At 71.1% G+C, this 18,154-nt stretch carries 14 protein-coding genes; 7 read left to right on the forward strand and 7 right to left on the reverse strand.

The features are described from left to right. Position 1: 1 nt before the first annotated feature. The 4 genes from AB0P24_RS02700 (at position 2) to AB0P24_RS02715 (ending at position 7,143) form a co-directional block, all read left to right on the forward strand. Positions 2-2,521, forward strand: coding sequence for a tetratricopeptide repeat protein (locus AB0P24_RS02700; RefSeq protein WP_365790322.1), 2,520 nt, complete (start codon positions 2-4; stop codon positions 2,519-2,521). Between the two features lie 3 nt (positions 2,522-2,524). Then, positions 2,525-3,928, forward strand: coding sequence for a protein phosphatase 2C domain-containing protein (locus AB0P24_RS02705; RefSeq protein WP_365790324.1), 1,404 nt, complete (start codon positions 2,525-2,527; stop codon positions 3,926-3,928). Positions 3,929-4,096: 168 nt separating this feature from the next. Beyond that, positions 4,097-5,437 (forward strand): VWA domain-containing protein, encoded by a 1,341-nt coding sequence (locus AB0P24_RS02710; RefSeq protein WP_365790326.1) that lies wholly within the window; start codon positions 4,097-4,099, stop codon positions 5,435-5,437. 68 nt (positions 5,438-5,505) lie between these two features. After that, the gene (locus AB0P24_RS02715; RefSeq protein ID WP_365790328.1) at positions 5,506-7,143 is read left to right on the forward strand and encodes an FHA domain-containing protein; all 1,638 of its coding nucleotides are present in this window, start codon (positions 5,506-5,508) and stop codon (positions 7,141-7,143) included. Between the two features lie 116 nt (positions 7,144-7,259). On the opposite strand, the gene AB0P24_RS02720 is transcribed toward AB0P24_RS02715, so the two are convergent. Beyond that, positions 7,260-8,237, reverse strand: a complete 978-nt coding sequence (locus AB0P24_RS02720; RefSeq protein ID WP_365790330.1) for a methyltransferase domain-containing protein — start codon at positions 8,235-8,237, stop codon at positions 7,260-7,262. A gap of 83 nt (positions 8,238-8,320) precedes the next feature. Here AB0P24_RS02720 and AB0P24_RS02725 point away from each other — a divergent pair, with 83 nt between their 5' ends. Then, a complete protein-coding gene (locus tag AB0P24_RS02725; RefSeq protein WP_365790332.1) occupies positions 8,321-8,725 on the forward strand; it encodes a globin in 405 nt (134 codons plus the stop codon). Positions 8,726-8,738: 13 nt separating this feature from the next. Here AB0P24_RS02725 and AB0P24_RS02730 read toward each other — a convergent pair whose 3' ends face one another. From AB0P24_RS02730 to AB0P24_RS02745, 4 genes are all read right to left on the reverse strand, one after another. Then, entirely contained in the window at positions 8,739-9,407 is a 669-nt protein-coding gene (locus tag AB0P24_RS02730) for a hypothetical protein (protein ID WP_365790334.1), read from the reverse strand. Continuing rightward, positions 9,404-9,817, reverse strand: a complete 414-nt coding sequence (locus AB0P24_RS02735) for a thioesterase family protein (protein WP_365790336.1) — start codon at positions 9,815-9,817, stop codon at positions 9,404-9,406. The genes AB0P24_RS02730 and AB0P24_RS02735 overlap by 4 nt, the downstream gene beginning before the upstream one ends. Before the next feature lie 6 nt (positions 9,818-9,823). Further along, positions 9,824-11,488, reverse strand: a complete 1,665-nt coding sequence (gene ettA / locus AB0P24_RS02740) for an energy-dependent translational throttle protein EttA (RefSeq protein WP_365790338.1) — start codon at positions 11,486-11,488, stop codon at positions 9,824-9,826. Between the two features lie 588 nt (positions 11,489-12,076). Continuing rightward, the gene (locus AB0P24_RS02745; RefSeq protein WP_365790340.1) at positions 12,077-12,832 is read right to left on the reverse strand and encodes a GntR family transcriptional regulator; all 756 of its coding nucleotides are present in this window, start codon (positions 12,830-12,832) and stop codon (positions 12,077-12,079) included. A gap of 78 nt (positions 12,833-12,910) precedes the next feature. Here AB0P24_RS02745 and AB0P24_RS02750 point away from each other — a divergent pair, with 78 nt between their 5' ends. Then, on the forward strand, positions 12,911-13,189 hold the full coding sequence (locus AB0P24_RS02750) for a hypothetical protein (protein WP_365790342.1): 279 nt from the start codon (positions 12,911-12,913) through the stop codon (positions 13,187-13,189). 593 nt (positions 13,190-13,782) lie between these two features. Beyond that, entirely contained in the window at positions 13,783-14,097 is a 315-nt protein-coding gene (locus AB0P24_RS02755; protein ID WP_365790665.1) for a hypothetical protein, read from the forward strand. Positions 14,098-14,241: 144 nt separating this feature from the next. Here AB0P24_RS02755 and AB0P24_RS02760 read toward each other — a convergent pair whose 3' ends face one another. Beyond that, positions 14,242-16,794, reverse strand: coding sequence for a tetratricopeptide repeat protein (locus AB0P24_RS02760; protein ID WP_365790343.1), 2,553 nt, complete (start codon positions 16,792-16,794; stop codon positions 14,242-14,244). 89 nt (positions 16,795-16,883) lie between these two features. Beyond that, positions 16,884-17,252 carry a hypothetical protein gene (locus AB0P24_RS02765; protein WP_365790345.1) on the reverse strand — a complete coding sequence of 123 codons (369 nt, stop codon included), beginning with the start codon at positions 17,250-17,252 and terminating at the stop codon, positions 16,884-16,886. Positions 17,253-18,154 lie beyond the last annotated feature (902 nt).

The following is an 18,154-nucleotide window of genomic DNA, read 5'->3' on the forward strand; positions in this document are numbered from 1 at the left end:
CGTGAGTCAGGCGGGACAGACCTGCCAGCGGCCGGGCTGCGAGGGGTCGTACGAGGACGTGGGCGGCGGTGAGCTGTACTGCGACACCTGCGGTCTGGCGCCGGTCGTCGCGGCCGGGGGTGCCCCCGCCGCGGGAGGGATGCTCGGCTCGCCGCCCACCGGGATCACGGCCGGCGGCAAGGGCTCGGCGGACAGCGGGAGTTCGGGGACGGGCAGCCGGAGCAGTTCGCGTACGTCGTCCCAGTCGTCGAAGTCGCGGCGGTCGGTCTCCGGGCGGCTGTCGCGGTCCGTGTCGGGCAGGTCGTCGGGCCGTTCGGTGTCGGTGCGCAGCTCCGGTTCGTCGACGAGCACGTCCGGGCGCAGCCGGCTGGGCGCGGGCCTGGTCACGGTGGAGCGGGTGCCCAAGCCGGACCCGCGCGAGATGGTCCTGGAGAACCCCGAGGTCCCGGAGCGGAAGCGGTTCTGCTCGCGGTCGGACTGCGGGGCGCCGGTGGGCCGGGCCCGCGGGGAGCGGCCGGGGCGGACCGAGGGGTTCTGCACCAAGTGCGGCAACCCGTACTCGTTCATGCCCAAGCTCAAGGGCGGCGACGTGGTGCACGGCCAGTACGAGGTCGTGGGCTGTCTGGCGCACGGCGGCCTGGGCTGGATCTACCTCGCGGTGGACCGGGCCGTCTCCGACCGCTGGGTGGTCCTCAAGGGTCTGCTGGACACCGGCGACCAGGACGCGATGGCGGCCGCGATCTCCGAGCGGCGGTTCCTCGCGGAGATCGAGCACGCCAACATCGTGCGGATCTACAACTTCGTCGAGCACCTGGACCAGCGCACCGGCTCCCTCGACGGCTACATCGTCATGGAGTACGTCGGCGGCAAGTCCCTGAAGGAGATCGCCAACGCCCGCCGTACGCCGGAGGGGCGCCGCGACCCGCTCCCGGTGGAGCAGGCCTGTGCCTATGGCATCGAGGCTCTTGAGGCCCTCGGCCACCTGCACAGCCGCAACCTGCTGTACTGCGACTTCAAGGTCGACAACGCCATCCAGAGCGAGGACCAGCTCAAGCTGATCGACATGGGCGCGGTGCGCCGGATGGACGACGAGGAGTCGGCCATCTACGGCACGGTCGGCTACCAGGCGCCGGAGGTCGCCGAGGCCGGCCCGTCCGTCGCCTCCGACCTGTACACGGTCGGCCGGACCCTCGCCGTCCTCACGTTCGACTTCCAGGGCTACACGACCGTCTTCGTGGACTCGCTGCCCGACCCGGACACCATCGAGGTCTTCCGGCAGTACGAGTCGTTCTACCGGCTGCTGGTCCGGGCCACCGACCCCGATCCGGCCCGCCGGTTCGCCTCCGCGCAGGAGATGGCCGAGCAGCTGACCGGCGTTCTGCGCGAGGTCGTCTCGGTGCAGACCGGCACCGCCCGGCCCGCCCTGTCGACGCTCTTCGGGCCCGAGGTGAAGGTCACGGACACCGAGCTGTTCCCGAAGCTGGACGGGGACGTGTCCCGGCTGGGGGCGCGGAGGGTGGCGTCCCGAACGCTCGCCCTGGAGCCGTCGGGAGCGGCTCCGGCCGGCCCGGCCCTGGTCAAGCCCATCGCCGTCCCGGCCGCCGCGCTCGCCCTGCCGGTCCCGCTGGTCGACCAGAACGACCCGAACGCCGGGTTCCTGGCCGGCCTGTCGACCTCGCTGGTCGGCGAGGTCAGCCTGCTCAGCGCGCTGGCCGCGGCGCCGGCCCAGACGGTCGAGACCCAGCTGCGGCAGATCCGCGCCCGGCTGGAGAACGGCGACTTCGAGGCCGCGCTGGTGGGCCTCGGCCGGCTGGAGGACGAGCGGCCCGACGACTGGCGGGTGGTCTGGTACCGGGGCGTGGCCGCCCTGGTCACCGGCGACCACGAGGGCGCGGCGCTGTCCTTCGACGCGGTCTACGACGCCTTCCCCGGCGAGACCGCGCCCAAGCTGGCGCTCGGCCTGTGCGCGGAGGTGCTCGGCCAGCTGGACAACGCGGCCGAGTACTACCGGCTGGTGTGGGCGACCGACCCGGGCTTCGTCAGCTCCGCGTTCGGCCTGGCCCGGGTGCAGCTGGCGGCCGGGGACCGGCGGGGTGCCGTACGGACGCTGGAGTCGGTGCCGGAGGCCTCGATCCACTACACGGCGGCCCGGGTGGCGGCCGTACGGGCGCGGCTGCGGCACCGGACCGCCGCGGCCGACGACACGCCGTTCCTGGACGATCTGACGGCCGCCGCCGGGCAGATCGAGGCGCTGGACGCGTACGGTCTGGATCCGGCCCGGCGCGAGCAGTTGTCGGCGGAAGTCCTCGGCTGCGCGCTGGACTGGATACTCTCCGGGGGCCAGGGCTCCCAGCCCGCCGTCGGCGGCCGGGTGCTGCTCGGCAGCGGTCTGGACGAGCGGGGCCTCCGCTTCGGCCTGGAACGCTCGTACCGCACGCTGGCCAGGCTGGCGACCGGCGGTGAGGAGAGGATCGACCTGGTGGAACGGGCCAACCGTTACCGCCCCCGGACGTGGGTGTAGTTGATGTCGCAGATGCCCCAGCAGGCCGCACCGGCGAAGTGCCCGAGCTGCGCGGAGCCGCTCGAATCGGGCGACCTGTTCTGTGGTGCGTGCGGGTACGACCTGTCGGCCGTGCCCGCCGCGCCGCCGGACCACCCGACCCTCACCATGGGCGCCGCCGGTGTGGGACCCTCGGGTGTGGAATGGCCACCGCCCGAGCCGGAGGGCTCCGGCAACCCCGCTGCCCCGCATCTGCCGACCGACCTGGCCGGCACCGACTCGGGCGGCAAGCCGCTGCCGGGGTCGACGCCGCCGCACGGCTCGCCGGCCTCTCCGGCGCCGCACGGTTCACCGGCGCACGGCTCGCCGGTGTCGCCGGCCTCCGGGGTGCGGTTCGACCGGCCGCCGGAGCCAGAGGAGTACCCGCTCCAGGCGCCGGACCCGCGGGTGGCCGCCTCCGCTTCTTCCGCCGAGACGGCCGAGACCGCCGAGAACAGTGAGACCGCCGAGCTGCCCAAGGTGTGCGTGGCCTGCCGCGCGGGCCGGGTCGACGACGACGGCTACTGCGAGAACTGCGGGCACGCCCAGCCCCGCGAACGCGACCACATGGAGCAGGAGGCGGGCCCGGTGGCCGCCGTCAGCGACCGCGGGCTGCGCCACCACCGCAACGAGGACGCGTTCGCCGTCGGCCACACCGCGCTGCCCGACGGCACCCCGGCCTCGGTGGCGGTCGTCTGCGACGGCGTCTCCTCGGCGACCCGCCCCGACGAGGCCTCCATGGCCGCCTCCCGGGCCGCGATCGAGTCGCTGCTGGCCGCGCTGGAGCAGGGCACCCATCCGCAGCAGGCGATGCACGACGCGATCGTCGCCGCCTCCCAGGCCGTCAACGCCCTCGCGGAGGAACCCCCCTCGGCCCGTGAGCACGCCCCGCACCAGAACGCCCCGGCGTGCACGATCGTCGGCTCGGTCGTGGCCTCGGGCCTGCTGGTGGTCGGCTGGGTCGGCGACAGCCGCGTCTACTGGGTGCCGGTGGACCGGAGCGCGCCGACGGCCCGCCTCACCGAGGACGACTCCTGGGCGGCGCAGATGGTCGCCGCGGGCCTGATGAGCGAGGCGGAGGCGTACGCCGACGAGCGCGCCCACGCGATCACCGGCTGGCTCGGCGCGGACGCCTACGAGCTGGAGCCGCACACCGCTTCCTTCAAGCCGGACCGGTCCGGTGTGGTGGTGGTGTGCACGGACGGCCTGTGGAACTACGCGGAGACGGCCGAGGAGATGTCCGAGGTCGTGCCCGCCGACGCGGCCCAGCGGCCGCTGCACGCGGCCCGGGTGCTGGTCGGCCACGCCCTGGACGGCGGGGGCCACGACAACGTAACAGTGGCGCTGCTGCCGTTCCCGGAACCGCCGCAGGGGGCAGGATCCGCCTGAGGCCACCGCAAAACGGCCGCAAACGGGAGAGAGACGTACGGGGACGAGGCGTACGGCGACAGGGCGTACGGCGACAGACGTACGGGGAAGCACCGGCGGACCGGAGGGGACCGGTCCGCACACCGTCAGCACCCACCACGCGTGGGGTGGAGGGGGAGCAGAGCAGTCATGGCCAATTTCTCGAAGTCGAGCGTGCCGCAGTTCTCGGTGGACGTGTACCAGAACGAGTACCTGCCGGACGGCGGCCGTGAGGTCAACGCGATCGTCACGGTGACGGCGACCGGCGGCGGCACCGTCGGGACCGCGGTCGGGGCGTCGTACGCCCCCGGGCAGGGGCCGTCGGCCGGCGTGGCGATCATGGTCGACTGCTCGGGCTCCATGGACTACCCGCCCACCAAGATGCGCAACGCCCGGGACGCCACGGCGGCCGCCATCGACACCCTGCGCGACGGCACCCACTTCGCGGTGATCGGCGGCACGCACGTCGCCAAGGAGGTCTATCCGGGCGGCGGCCGGCTCGCGGTGGCCGACCGCGCCACCCGGGAGCAGGCCAGGCAGGCACTGCGCAGACTCAGCGCGGGCGGCGGGACGGCGATCGGCACGTGGCTCCGGCTCGCCGACCGTCTCCTGTCCTCCGCGGACGTCACCATCCGGCACGGCATCCTGCTCACCGACGGCCGCAACGAGCACGAGTCGCCGCAGGACCTCAAGGCCGCCCTGGACTCCTGCGCGGGACGGTTCACCTGTGACGCGCGCGGGGTCGGCACCGACTGGGAAGTGAAAGAAGTCACAGGGATCGCCTCCGCGCTCCTCGGCACCGCCGACATAGTCGCCGATCCCACGGGTCTGGCCGCCGACTTCACGCAGATGATGGAGACGGCGATGGGCAAGGAGGTCGCGGACGTCGCGCTGCGGCTGTGGACCCCGGTCGGCACGACCATCAAGTTCGTCAAGCAAGTGGCGCCCACCGTCGAGGAGTTGACCGAACGGCGCACCGAGACGGGGCCGCGCGCCGGGGACTACCCGACCGGCTCCTGGGGCGACGAGTCCCGCGACTACCACGTCTGCGTGGAGGTCCCCGCGGCCGGCCTCGGCCAGGAAATGCTCGCCGCGCGTGTCTCATTGGTCGTCCCGCAGCCCGACGGCAGCGTCCAGAACCTCGGCGCACAGGGGCTGATCAGGGCGGTCTGGACGGACGACATGGTCGCCTCGACCTCCATCAACCCCCAGGTCGCCCACTACACGGGTCAGGCCGAACTGGCTCAGGCCATCCAGCAGGGTCTCGATCTCCGCAAAGCGGGCGATATGGATGGGGCAACGGCCAAACTGGGTCGGGCCGTTCAGTTGGCAAGCGCTTCCGGGAACGCGGATACTGCGAAACTGCTTGCGAAGGTGGTGGACGTGGTCGATGCCACGACAGGTACTGTGCGACTGAAGGCGAAGGTCGAGGAGGCCGACGAGATGACTCTCGAGACACGGTCCACAAAGACTGTTCGTGTAAAGAAGTGACCTGACAGTCCACACGCAGGATCACCCAGACAGGCTCAGGACGAACCTGACAGAGAGGGAAGCCCGCCATGCCGACCTGCCCGAACGGACACCAGTCGGGTTCCGACGACTGGTGCGAGGTGTGCGGTCACCGCATGGCCGGTGCCGTACCTCCGCCGCCCCCGCCGACCGCCGGCGGCTACGGCTTCCCGCCGCCCGCGCCCGGCGCCCCGGCCGGCGGCCCGATGGGCGGCGGCCGCCACCTGTCGGCCGTGCCGAACGGGCCCGAGCCGGAGCTGTGCCCGCAGTGCCGTACGCCCCGTGAGGGCGGTGCGCCGTTCTGCGAGGAGTGCCGGTGGAACTTCCTGACCAACACGGCCACCTCGTACACCCCGGCCGCCCCGCGCCCGCCGGCGGGCGGCGGCCCGGCCGCGCCCACCTTCCGGCCGCCGGCCCCGCCGTCGTTCGGCGGCGGCGACTCGTTCGAGTACCAGGGTTCGCGCCCCTCGCAGGTGAACCGCCCGGCCGAGCCGATCCCGTCCTTCGGCAGCGAGCCCTCGGGCCCGACACCGTTCGCGGGCGAGCGCGGCGGCGGTCCGGCCGCGTTCGGCACCGACCGCGGACGACCCGGCCAGCCCGGCCCGTCGGGGTTCGGCGGCGCTGACCGTGGCCAGCAGTCCGGTCCGCCGGCGTTCGGCGGCGGCGACCGCAGCCAGCAGTCGGGTCCGCCCGCGTTCGGCGGCGGCGACCGCAGCCAGCAGTCGGGTCCGCCCGCGTTCGGCGGCGGCGACCGCGGCCAGCAGTCGGGTCCGCCAGCCTTCGGCGGCGACCGCGGCCAGTCCGGTCCCGCGCCCTTCGGTGGTGAGCGCGGTCCCGCCGCGCCGCCTCCGCCGTACGGCGGTGCCCCGGGCCAGAACGCCGGCGGCGCGTCCGCTTTCGGCGTCCCGCCCGGTGCCGGCCAGGCCTCCGGTCCCTACACCCGTGATCCGTCCGGCGGCCCCGCCGCCGGTCCCTTCGGCGGCTCGGACCCGTCCCGGCCGCCCGTCCCGCCGTCGCCCGGCGGCCCCGGCGCGACCAGCGGTGGCGCGCCCGGAGCCTTCCAGCAGTCGGCGCCGACCGCGCCGCCCGGCTTCCCGCAGGAGACCCGACCGCCGGCCGGCGGCCCGTCCTTCGGCGGCGGGGACGACGACTGGGTGATCTCCCCTCCGGGGCAGGCCGCCGGCCCCGGCGCGCCCGCCCGCCCCGGCGGTTACGGCTACCCGCAGCCCGGCTCCACCCAGGCCCCGCCCGGTCCCGCCTTCCCGCAGGCCCCGCAGGCCCCGGCGACCTGGACGGCGACGATCGGCCCGGACCGCGAGTACTTCATGGCGATGATGCAGCGCTCGGGCCCGGAGGCGGCCGGCCTCAACCTGCCGGCGTACTCCCCGGAGCAGCAGCGCACGCTCACCGGCAACCAGGTCACCATCGGCCGCCGCCGGCACTCCACCGGCGACACCCCCGACATCGACCTGTCGGTGCCGCCGGAGGACCCGGGCGTCTCCCACCAGCACGCGGTCCTGGTCCAGCAGCCGGACGGCGGCTGGGCGATCGTCGACCAGAACTCGACCAACGGGACCACGGTCAACGGCGGCGAGGAGCCGATCCAGCCGTTCGTCCCGGTGCCGCTACAGGACGGGGACCGGGTGCACGTCGGGGCCTGGACGACGATCACTGTCCGACGGGGCTGAGGCGTAGCGCGCCCCTCCGGGGGCGCGGTCCCGTATCGCTGCGCGGCTTGGCCGCGTGGACGCGACCAGCACGAATCACCCGCACCCGAACACGCACACCCGAACACGCGTACCGCTCAGACCGGGAGAGGCCAGGCGAACGGCCCCTCCCGGTCGTCCAGCCACACCCACTCCCTGTCCTTCTCGACGCTCACCCCGAACCGCTCCCGCCCGGGCATCCCCTCCCGCGCCCACACCTCATACGCCTCCCGCGGACTGAGCACCCCCCGGGTCAGCTCGACCAGGAACTGGAACAGCTCGTCCTCAAGAGCCTGGGACGGCACCCCGCCCAGCTCCCCCGCCCCCACCCCCGCCCTCGCCACGCCCCGCAACGGCACGAAGAACGCCGCGGACGGCAGGAACCTCCCCTCGGCGCACCCCCCGCCCCGCACGGTCAGCGTCAGCAGCCCCGTGGCCACCGGCGTCAGGATCCGCGCCCCCTCCGTGCACTGCGCGACCCACGCCCGCGGCACGCTCGGCAGCGCACACGTCGCGATGATCCGGTCGTACGGTGCCCGCTCCGGCACCCCGCGCGCTCCGTCCCCCGTGACCACGGCCGGCCGGTACCCCGCCGCGGCCAGGTGGCACCGCGCGGACTCGGTGATCTCCGGCTCCAGGTCGACGGTGGTGACCAGGTCGTCGTCGCCCAGCCGATGCGCCAGCAGCGCCGCGTTGTAGCCGGTCCCCGCGCCGATCTCAAGGACCCGGTCGCCATCCGCGACCCCCAGCGCGACCAGCATCCGCGCCATCAGCGAGGGCTGGCTGCTGGAGGAGATCAGCTCGCCGTCGCGCAGCCGGGTGGCCAGCGGTACGTCCTCGTAGGCGCCGCGCACCCACCGTTCCCGGGCCGCCGGATCCGGGCTCTCGCCCCACCGGCGCTCATAGCCGCGCGCCCCGGCGACGTAGTAGGGCACGAACAGGTGCCGGGGCACCTGTGCGAACGCCTCCCGCCACACCGGCTCCGCCGCCCAGACCCCCTCGGCGTCGATCTCCCGCACCAGCGCGGCCCGTGCCATGGCGGCGATCCCCTCGGTCTCGCTGTCGTAGGCGCCCATGTCCCCACCCTAGGCGCGTGCCGTGCCGCAGCCCGGGTCCTAGGCCTTGAGTCCTGGGTCGCCCCGTCTGAGACCATGTACGGGTGAGAGAGATTCGGCGCGGCACGCTGCAGGAGAAGACCTTCTACGAGCAGGTCGGCGGGGAGGAGACCTTCCGCCGACTGGTCCACCGTTTCTACGAGGGCGTCGCCGAGGACCCGGTCCTGCGGGCGATGTACCCGGAGGAGGACCTGGGACCGGCCGAGGAGCGGCTCACCCTGTTCCTCATCCAGTACTGGGGCGGTCCCACGACGTACAGCGACAACCGCGGCCACCCCCGGCTGCGGATGCGGCACGCCCCGTTCACCGTGGACCGGGCGGCGCACGACGCCTGGCTGCGGCACATGCGGGTGGCCGTGGACGAGCTCGGCCTGACCGAGGAGCACCGCGAACAGCTCTGGAACTATCTCACCTACGCAGCCGCCTCGATGATCAACACCCCTGACTGACCGCCGTCGGCGCTCAGCGGACGCTGACGTTCAGGGCCCCGAGTCCCGCCCGTCGTACGGCGATCGACCCGAACGGGGTCCGCAGCCGCAGCCATGCCCCCGCCGAGAACAGCACGGCCTCGTCGCTCGGTCGCAGGAAGCCCAGTGACTGCGCCGCGTGGACGGCCCGGACCGGCAGCGGGGTGCCGCCGACCGTCCGGGACCAGATGTCCCGCCCGATCCGGTCGAGTTCGGCCCGGGTACGGCCGTCCGGGGCCAGTTCCTCGGTACGGGACCGGAATTCACCGACCGCGGCGGCGACCATGGCCCGCAGTGCGCGCGGCGCGGGCAGTCCGGGCTCGGCCTGCCAGCCGCCCCGCGGCGGGAGCACCCCGGCCCACGGCGGGCCGGTCACCGGCATCGGTACGGCGGCCGTGGCGGCCCGCTCGTCCACCGACTCCAGCAGCTCCCCCGCCGACACGGTCACGTCGAGGGTGACGTCCAGGCCGTCCTCGTACGGCTTGGCGAGCCGCACCGTGCGGATCGCCAGCACCTCGAAGGACGGCGGCCGCCCGAAGACGGCGAGCGCGGTACCGGCCGCCTGGAGCCGCACCGCGGCCGAGCGGTCGTAGTGGAGCAGCCGGGAGAGGAAGGCCGCGAGATCCGCCGCCTCCCCGTCGTCAGCGAGGTGGAGCACCGTCATGCGGCGACGGCCTCCTCCTTGTCGTCGTCGCGGTACTCCTCCAGGAAGTCCCGCTCCTCGGCGGTGATCCGGCGCGGCCGGCCGGTCTCGAAGTCGAACGGCACGACCACCGTGGAGGCCCGCACGTAGATCAGGTCGTCGTCCTTCACCTCATAGGTGATGGTGAAGGACGCGGCCCTGATCTCGGTGATCCACAGCTCGATGTCGACCGGGTGGTGCCGGTGGACGAGCTGCCGCTTGTAGTCGATCTCGTGGCGCGCCACCACGGACCCCTGCTTGAACTCCTTGTCCGGGCGGAACAGGAAGTCGATGCGGGCTTCCTCCAGGTAGCGGATGAAGACCACGTTGTTGACATGGCCGTACGCGTCCATGTCGGACCAGCGCAGGGGGCAGCGGTAGAGATGGCGCAAGATCGATCAGCCCCGGGTCAGCTTCTTGTAGGTGGCACGGTGCGGGCGCGCGGCGTCCGCACCCAGCCGCTCGATCTTGTTCTTCTCGTACGACTCGAAGTTGCCCTCGAACCAGAACCACTTGGACTCGCCCTCGTAGGCGAGGATGTGCGTGGCGACCCGGTCGAGGAACCACCGGTCGTGGGAGACGACGACGGCGCAGCCGGGGAACTCCAGCAGCGCGTTCTCCAGGCTGGAGAGGGTCTCCACGTCCAGGTCGTTGGTCGGCTCGTCGAGGAGCAGCAGGTTGCCGCCCTGCTTGAGGGTGAGCGCGAGGTTGAGGCGGTTGCGCTCACCGCCGGAGAGGACACCGGCCGGCTTCTGCTGGTCCGGCCCCTTGAACCCGAACGCGGACACGTACGCCCGGCTCGGCATCTCGACCTGGCCGACGTTGATGTAGTCGAGCCCGTCGGACACGACCTCCCAGAGCGTCTTCTTGGGGTCGATGTTGGCGCGCCCCTGGTCGACGTACGAGATCTTGACGGTCTCGCCGACCTTGATGTCGCCGGAGTCCGGCGCCTCCAGCCCCTGGATCATCTTGAACAGGGTGGTCTTGCCGGCACCGTTCGGCCCGATGACCCCGACGATCCCGTTCCGCGGCAGCGTGAACGACAGCCCGTCGACGAGAACCTTCTCCCCGAAGGCCTTGTTCAGCTTGTCGACCTCGACGACGACGTTGCCGAGCCGGGGGCCCGGCGGGATCTGGATCTCCTCGAAGTCCAGCTTCCGCATCTTGTCGGCTTCCGCGGCCATCTCCTCGTACCGCGCGAGACGGGCCTTGGACTTGGCCTGGCGCCCCTTGGCGTTCGACCGCACCCACTCCAGCTCTTCCTTGAGCCGCTTCTGCCGCTTGGCGTCCTTCTGGCCCTCGACCTTGAGGCGGGTGGCCTTGGTCTCCAGGTAGGTGGAGTAGTTGCCCTCGTACGGGTACGCGCGCCCGCGGTCGAGCTCAAGGATCCACTGGGCCACGTTGTCGAGGAAGTACCGGTCGTGGGTGATGGCCACGACGGTTCCCTCGTACTTGGCGAGGTGCTGCTCCAGCCAGTTCACCGACTCGGCGTCGAGGTGGTTGGTGGGCTCGTCGAGCAGCAGCAGGTCGGGGGCTTCGAGCAGCAGCTTGCAGAGCGCGACACGGCGCTTCTCGCCACCGGAGAGGGTGGTGACGGGCCAGTCGCCGGGCGGGCAGCCGAGGGCGTCCATGGCCTGCTCCAGCTGAGCGTCGAGGTCCCACGCGTTGGCGTGGTCGAGCTCCTCCTGAAGCTTGCCCATCTCGTCGAGCAGGGCGTCGGAGTAGTCCGTGGCCATCAGCTCGGCGATCTCGTTGAACCGGTCGAGCTTGCCCTTGATCTCGGCGACACCCTCCTGGACGTTCTCCAGGACGGTCTTCTCCTCGTCGAGCTCGGGCTCCTGCATGAGGATGCCGACGCTGTAACCGGGCGAGATGAAGGCGTCGCCGTTGGACGGCTGCTCGATCCCCGCCATGATCTTCAGCACGGTCGACTTACCGGCACCGTTCGGACCGACGACGCCGATCTTGGCACCCGGCAGGAAGTTCAGGGTGACGTCGTCGAGAATCACCTTGTCGCCGTGCGCCTTGCGCGCCTTGCGCATGGTGTAAATGAACTCAGCCAAGAGAAACCGTCCGGCAGCTTGAAATCTGGCAGTGAGCAGATACACCCCATCTTGCCTGACGTCCAGCCTTGGGTGTTAACCCGTTTGACTGGGGGGCTGTGACCTGGGGTTTCGCTGGTGGTCGCGACAGCCAGTCTGTCAGTGCCGGTCGCTGTTGAGTGACCTCGGGGAGCCTCGGACGGCCCAGGGACGGCCCAGGAGCCAGCCGACTCGTGGGCCAGGTGACGGGGCCTGTTCGATATCGTCGGGACTGTGGCGGTTCCTGGCGAGGATGCCTTGCTCCTCCAGCTGGCGTCTCCCCGGCGGAGGCGGACATCGGGCACGGTGTTGTGGAAGCGGGGAAGTCAGGGACCGCCACACGAACAATCCTGAAAACCGTCGTGGCGCGAGTCATCGCGTGTTCGATTCCCACACCCACCGGGTGACGTGGACGGCCCCTGACCAGGCAAGACGGTCGGGGGCCGTTGGCGTGTGAGGTGCCCGTGGGGCACCGCTGTTCCCCCTGGTTTCCCGCTCTATCGGGCACGCGAGGGGCACGACCGGGGCACGGCGTCTGGGCCTTGGATCATGGCCTGAGGGGGCTGTCGCCTACCGGTTGATGGGAATCTCGTAGACGATCTCGCAGTGGGCGGCGGGCACGATGATGTCCGCGGTCTCCACGGGCCGTCCCTGGTCGCTGTAGTAGGTCCGCCGGATGTGGGTGACGAGAGCGGCCTTCTGGATGCCGAGGAGTGAGGCTTCCTCGGCGGTCGCCTGCCGGGGCTCCGGCTGCTCCACGGCATGGCTGACAGTGATCCCGATGGCGGCCATGCGGTTCACGACGCCCGTCCCAGCGTGCGGGCCTCCCTCGGGGAGGACGACGAGGGTGCCGGCGGTGAGGTCGTAGGGCTCCCAGCTCGTGGAGAGCTGCACGGGCCTGCCGTCGGCCAGGAACTCGTACGCGGTCCGCACGCACAGGCCGCCTTCGGCGATGCCCAGCCGCGCGGCGATATCGGCGGGGGCGGGCACCTTGGCGTCGGTCCGGCTCTCCCACTCCCCTTGCTTGCCAAGGGCCTTCATGTCCGCGCGGAACGGCGACCCGTGGGGTTGCTCGCGCGCCGAGGACCGGACGACCCGCACGCGTTGCCGTGGCTCGGCGACATACGTGCCCGATCCGGCTCGCCCCTCCAGCACACCTTGTGAGATCAGCAGTTCCTGCGCGCGACGGACGACGTTCTCCCCCACGCCGTACTCCTGGCCGATCTGCGCCCGGGAGGGAAGGCGGTCCCCCGGCTCCCACACGTGCTCCGCGATCCGCCGCCGGAGTTCGTCGGCGATGCGGAGGTAAGGCGGCTGCTCAGACATGTGGAAAATCTAGTCCACTAGCTCTAATTTAGTTAACTAGCTTCACTGAAAGTGAGCGCTGGTGACGGAGGCTGCCCTGTGCCCGCTTCGGGAGTTAGCGCGGCGGCCATCGCCGCCCGGCTGTCCGCCGTCGGGCTCCCCACGCGCGTGGAGGAACGCGCCGGCTTCACGTCGGTCGAAGCGGAGTTACCGGAATCGCTCTCCACCGAGTCGTGGAGGGAGGTCCTGGATGTGGTGGCCGAGGCCGACCGGTTCGGGCTCCACGCCACCAGCCTGAACGGCCGCACCCTCTGGGCGGTCGTACGCAAAGCGGTCCCCACGGCGGGCGATGCCGGGGGACCGAGCCATCAGCGATAGGAGCTGATTCAGCGTGCTCAACCGTATCCGCCGCGCCGTCGCCCGCACCAGGGCGCGGTACGTCCCCAGAGGCAGGCACCGCCGCTGCTTAGCGCCGCCTCGGCTGCCAGCTGCTTGTGCGTCCTCCGCGCCTGTTGACGGGTCGACGGTCGCTCTCGGAGTGGTCTCCGATCGGACGGGCCACCGCGACTTGCTCAGAGGCAAGTACACCCCGCTTGTCCGCCCCTACTTGCTGGCATGGGAGAGGCGCGTACGACAGCACTCGGTGGATGTCGTGGCCGGTGACGCGCGGGCCGACGCGAGGTCCTTCCTTCTGGGGGTCGGCTGATGTCCCCACAACAGCAACCGGGCGACCTGGGCGCGTCGGCCGCCCCATACCGGTCAACTGCCTGCCGCGTCGGCACGCACCACGCGTGCGCGGAGTCTTCTCCTGCTTCGGCACCGATCGACGTCCCGCTGATCTACGAGGCGTGCGACTGCTCGTGCCACTCAGCGTCTGCCGCCACGACTCCCGGGGCGTTGAAGCAGTGAGCGTCCGGGACTCCGGCGGTCGGCCGGTAGCCAACATGGATTATCGAGAGGCGGGCGCAGAGATGACGGCACACAGCGGGCTGAGGCTTCTGCCGTGGGCGGGGCCGGGGGGTAAGCCCTGCTACCTGAACACCGATGACCCGGAAGGCTTCATGTCCCGCCTCGCGGACCATATCGAGTCGATTCAGCTCGGCATGGCGTCCCAACTTCTGGAGCAGGCGGCACCGGCACTCGACGATGAGACCGCGAACGGGGAGGAGTTGCGCCTTCTCGCCGCGCAGTTGGCCGGCGCCTTGCGGGACGTGCTCGGTGTAGCTACCAGCCGCGGACACTGTCACCCGGAGGGACTGGAAACGGATGCGGACTTCGGCCTGTAGTACAGCAGCGTAGAGGCCCTATCGCTGACCGGACAGACAGAACTGGGAGCTGAGCGCGACGACTCGTAAGAGGCTGGGGCGTCGCGCTCAGCACAGCTTTTGATCCGTAGCTCTGCAGAGATCGGTCGGGGAGGGGCATACCGGTTACTCGGGAGCGTCTGAAGGGGGTTGAAGGTCGGCGGCGGTTGCTGGGGTTGCTGTATCGAGTTGCTGTACAGCCGCCGCAGCATCACGGGCGCGGGCGAGGTTGTGGCGCGCGTCGATGGTCATGGGGTGGTCGTCGCCCAGGATGCGCTCCCGGTCGGCCAGGACCCGCTCGCGCAGGTCGAGGGCATCCTGGACCCGCCCGGCATCGCTGTAGGAGACGGCGAGGTTGCTGCGGGCGCGGAGGGTGTCGGGGTGGTCGTCGCCCAGGATGCGCTCCCGGTCGGCCAGGACCCGCTCGCTGAGGTCGAGGGCGTCCTGGATGCGTCCTGCAGCGCCGTAGGAAATGGCGAGGTTGTGGCGGGCGGAGAGGGTGTCGGGGTGGTCCTCGCCCAGGATGCGCTCCCGGTCTGCAAGCACCCGCTCACGCAGGTCGAGGGCATCCTGGACCTGCCCGGCATCGCTGTAGGAGACAGCGAGGTTGTGGCGCGCGTCGAGGGTGTCGGGGTGATCCTCGCCCAGGATGCGCTCGTAGTCGGCCAGGACCCGTATGCGCAGGTCGAGGGCATCCTGGACCCGCCCGGCATCGCTGTAGGAGACGGCAAGGTTGTGGCGCGCGTCGATGGTCATGGGGTGGTCGTCGCCCAGGATGCGCTCCCGGTCGGCCAGGACCCGCTCGCTGAGGTCGAGGGCGTCCTGGATGCGTCCTGCAGCGCTGTAGGAGTTGGCGAGGTTGTGGCGGGCGGAGAGGGTGTCGCGGTGGTCCTCGCCCAGGATGCGCTCCCGGTCTGCAAGCACCCGCTCACGCAGGTCGAGGGCGTCCTGGATGCGTCCTGCAGCGCTGTAGGAGTTGGCGAGGTTGCTGCGGGCGGAGAGGGTGTCGGGGTGGTCCTCGCCCAGGATGCGCTCCCGGTCTGCAAGCACCCGCTCACGCAGGTCGAGGGCATCCTGGATGCGTCCTGCAGCGCTGTAGGAGACGGCTAGGTTGCTGCGGGCGTCGAGGGTGTCGGGGTGGTCGTCGCCCAGGATGCGCTCCCGGTCTGCAAGCACCCGCTCAAGCAGGTCGAGGGCATCCTGGACCCGCCCGGCATCGCTGTAGGAGACGGCGAGGTTGCTGCGGGCGGAAAGGGTGTCGGGGTGGTTGGGGCCGTGTATGCGAGTGCTGTGGCAAACGGTGGTCTCGTCGTATGCGATGGCCTGCTGGTAGAGCCCCGCATCCGTGAGGCTGCTGCTGACCCGGTAGATGCACGGGTGAGCTTGGGGCTGCCACAGGGCAGGGCGAGTGACCTCATCGAGGTGCACCGCGCTGGCACGCAGTGCGGCAGCCAGTTCCCGTTCCTCGTGGTCGTGGCGGGGCCACAGGCTCAAGATCGCGTCGGCCGCGGTACAGGCCATGGCCGGGAGGGTTCCGGACGGGAAGGTTTCCCGCACCGCGCGGGCGGTCAGAGCGTGCATACGGATGGGGGCGGTGGCGGTGTCCTGGGTGATCAGGGCATAGGTGCGCAGGCATTCCAGCGCGCTACGCACCTCGCCTTCGGTGACGGCCGGGTAGTGGCGGCGCAGTCGGCGGCGTTGTGGTGGGCGTGCGGTGCGCAGATGGCTGAGGGCTGCGGGAGTGGTCCATGCGGTGGCGGGGTGGCCGAGTGGGTCCATAAGGGAGACGAGGTGCAGCAGGGGGCGGGCCAGATGACTGGTGTCGGCCTCGTCGACCGCGTCGAGAGAGAGCAGGAGTGAGACGGTGACGGGCCGTCCGTAGCCTTCGGTGTCGGCGCTGGGCGGGAGTAGATCGCTCAGCCGGCTGTTGGCGTCGCGCAGCAGGGTGAGGTAGTCGTGCATCGTGCGCCGGGTGTTGATGACGTAGGCGGTGGCGTGGCCGAGCGCGAGGGGCAGATCGCCCAGTTCGTCTGCCAGTTCGTCCGCCCGGTTGGGGTCGTGGAGGTGGGCGTGTCCGGCGTCGGTGAGCCGGCGGCGCAGATAGGCAGCCCCCTCGTCCCGCGTGTAGAGGCCGAATCGGATCAGGGTCCGGCCCTGGCCGCTGAGCTGGGCATCCTCACGCCGAGTGGTAGCCAGCACCCAGCCGTTACCCGCACCGCTGTCCGGCCACCATTCCTCCAAGGGAGCCGGGTCGGTGAGGTCGTCCAGCACCACCAGCCACCGTCGCCGCGTAGCCGTTAGCCACCGTACGAACAGCCGTGCCGCCCCGCCTTCGTCGTCCGGGTCGGCCCCGGGAAGATGTAGTTGCCCGGCTGCTTCCGCGTACGCGGTGACGATCTGGTCGAGGCTGGTGGCTCTCGCCCACACCAGCACATCCAGACCGGCACCCTCTGTGTGCTCCTGGTCCCGCAGCTGGCGCGCCAGGAACGCTGCCAGCTGGCTCTTGCCCACTCCGCCCGCCCCGGACAGCACCACGTCACGGCCCTCGCGCCGTGCCCCATCGGCCTGGTCCCGGATCGCCGTACGCGGCTGGAACGCCGCTGCGAGCCGCGGCACGTCCCCCACCCACACCGGCCACTGCACCGACGCGCCCGGTACCGGTGGCGCATACACATGCATGTCCCCCGCCACCTGCGTGACATCACGCCGCGTCCGTGCCTGCTGCCGCGTACGACGCTGCCCCGAACGCTCCACCACCGCCGGCCCCCTCAGGCCCGGTCCCCGCCGACCTGGTCAACGTCACCGCCGCCGCGCCCCTTCTGGCGGATGCTCTCCCGCACCGGCCGACGCCCGGTCCTGTCAACCGCACCGACGTTTCCCGCGGTCTGCCTGATGTTTCCCTTCGCGCGGGCCGACTGCCGCACGGTGCGCTCCGGCCCGGCGCCTGCGGGTGTGCCGGTCTGGGAGGCCCACCAGCCCAGCGCGGCCAGCACCCCGGCCGCGACCACGCCGCCGACCGGGCCGATCACCTCCCACGGGTCATGCCCACCCGAAGACAGCACCGCCCACGGCACAGCCACGGCAAAGAACGCCGCAACCGAGGCCACCACCGCCACCACCCACCGCACGGCCGCCATACCCCGCCCCCGTCCGAACCGGTCAACACCCCTGGAACATCACATGGTTGCACCTACCGCTCAACCAGAACCCTCCCACGGGGAAATTGACGGCCGAGCCGTGCGCAGCTGCTGATCCGCCGTCCAGACACGCAAGCAGCGACAGTGTCGACCAGCAACACTCTTTCCAACTGCGGTGGTGGGGGCTGGAGCGTCGTTCGGGGTCGTTCACCTGGGTTCATGGACGGCTGAGTTCGTCTTCTAAAGGTCTAGCAGTGCTGATATGACCTGCGTCAATGAGGCACGCTGGTGAGCGGGCCTCATAACAAGCCGGGACCGGGCTCAGGCGGCCGACTCACGCCGACGCTGGTACTCCTCCAACCAAGTCAGCATGGTTCTACAACTCCTCACGTAATCGAGGGCGGCTGACGGACTAACGGTCTCTACTCGTCGTTCGTGTGCCGCCTCGTTCCTGAGGCGGCGCAGGTCGTGAAGCGAGTTCCTCACGTCGTGCGGTACATCAGGCAATGAGTCGATGATTCTCCCGATCGGGCGCATTTGGGATGCCGTGCCACCGGGTGCGAGATCATAGAGAAGCTGTTCGATGGGCTGCCAAGCCGCAAGCATTCCGGCCGACGGGCTGACAGCCGCCATCAGCACATCATTGTCGATTCGGCTTCCTCGCGGGCGAGCTTCCCCAGGGACGGCCCAGACACGGCCCAAGCCACCTGACACGGCCCCTCATCGGCAACGAAACCGCTGGTGAGCAGCCTTTTCGTATCCTCTCGCGGCAAGTAACACCCCATCTTGCCTGACGTCCAGCCTTGGGTGTTAACCCGTTTGACTGGGGGGCTGTGACCTGGGGTTTCACTGGTGGTCGCGACGGCCATTCTGTCACTGCCGGTCGCTGTTGAGTGACCTCG

The sequence above is a fragment of the Streptomyces sp. NPDC086519 genome (genome assembly GCF_040686075.1).
Classification (GTDB): domain Bacteria; phylum Actinomycetota; class Actinomycetes; order Streptomycetales; family Streptomycetaceae; genus Streptomyces; species Streptomyces shenzhenensis.

Excerpts from the sequence above, each read along its gene's own strand:
- AB0P24_RS02765 (WP_365790345.1), bottom strand. The coding sequence starts at position 17,252 with ATGGCGGCCGTGCGGTGGGTGGTGGCGGTGGTGGCCTCGGTTGCGGCG.
- AB0P24_RS02705 (WP_365790324.1), top strand. The coding sequence starts at position 2,525 with ATGTCGCAGATGCCCCAGCAGGCCGCACCGGCGAAGTGCCCGAGCTGC.
- AB0P24_RS02755 (WP_365790665.1), top strand. The coding sequence starts at position 13,783 with ATGACGGCACACAGCGGGCTGAGGCTTCTGCCGTGGGCGGGGCCGGGG.
- AB0P24_RS02745 (WP_365790340.1), bottom strand. The coding sequence starts at position 12,832 with ATGTCTGAGCAGCCGCCTTACCTCCGCATCGCCGACGAACTCCGGCGG.
- AB0P24_RS02720 (WP_365790330.1), bottom strand. The coding sequence starts at position 8,237 with ATGGGCGCCTACGACAGCGAGACCGAGGGGATCGCCGCCATGGCACGG.
- AB0P24_RS02730 (WP_365790334.1), bottom strand. The coding sequence starts at position 9,407 with ATGACGGTGCTCCACCTCGCTGACGACGGGGAGGCGGCGGATCTCGCG.
- AB0P24_RS02710 (WP_365790326.1), top strand. The coding sequence starts at position 4,097 with ATGGCCAATTTCTCGAAGTCGAGCGTGCCGCAGTTCTCGGTGGACGTG.
- AB0P24_RS02715 (WP_365790328.1), top strand. The coding sequence starts at position 5,506 with ATGCCGACCTGCCCGAACGGACACCAGTCGGGTTCCGACGACTGGTGC.
- AB0P24_RS02760 (WP_365790343.1), bottom strand. The coding sequence starts at position 16,794 with ATGCATGTGTATGCGCCACCGGTACCGGGCGCGTCGGTGCAGTGGCCG.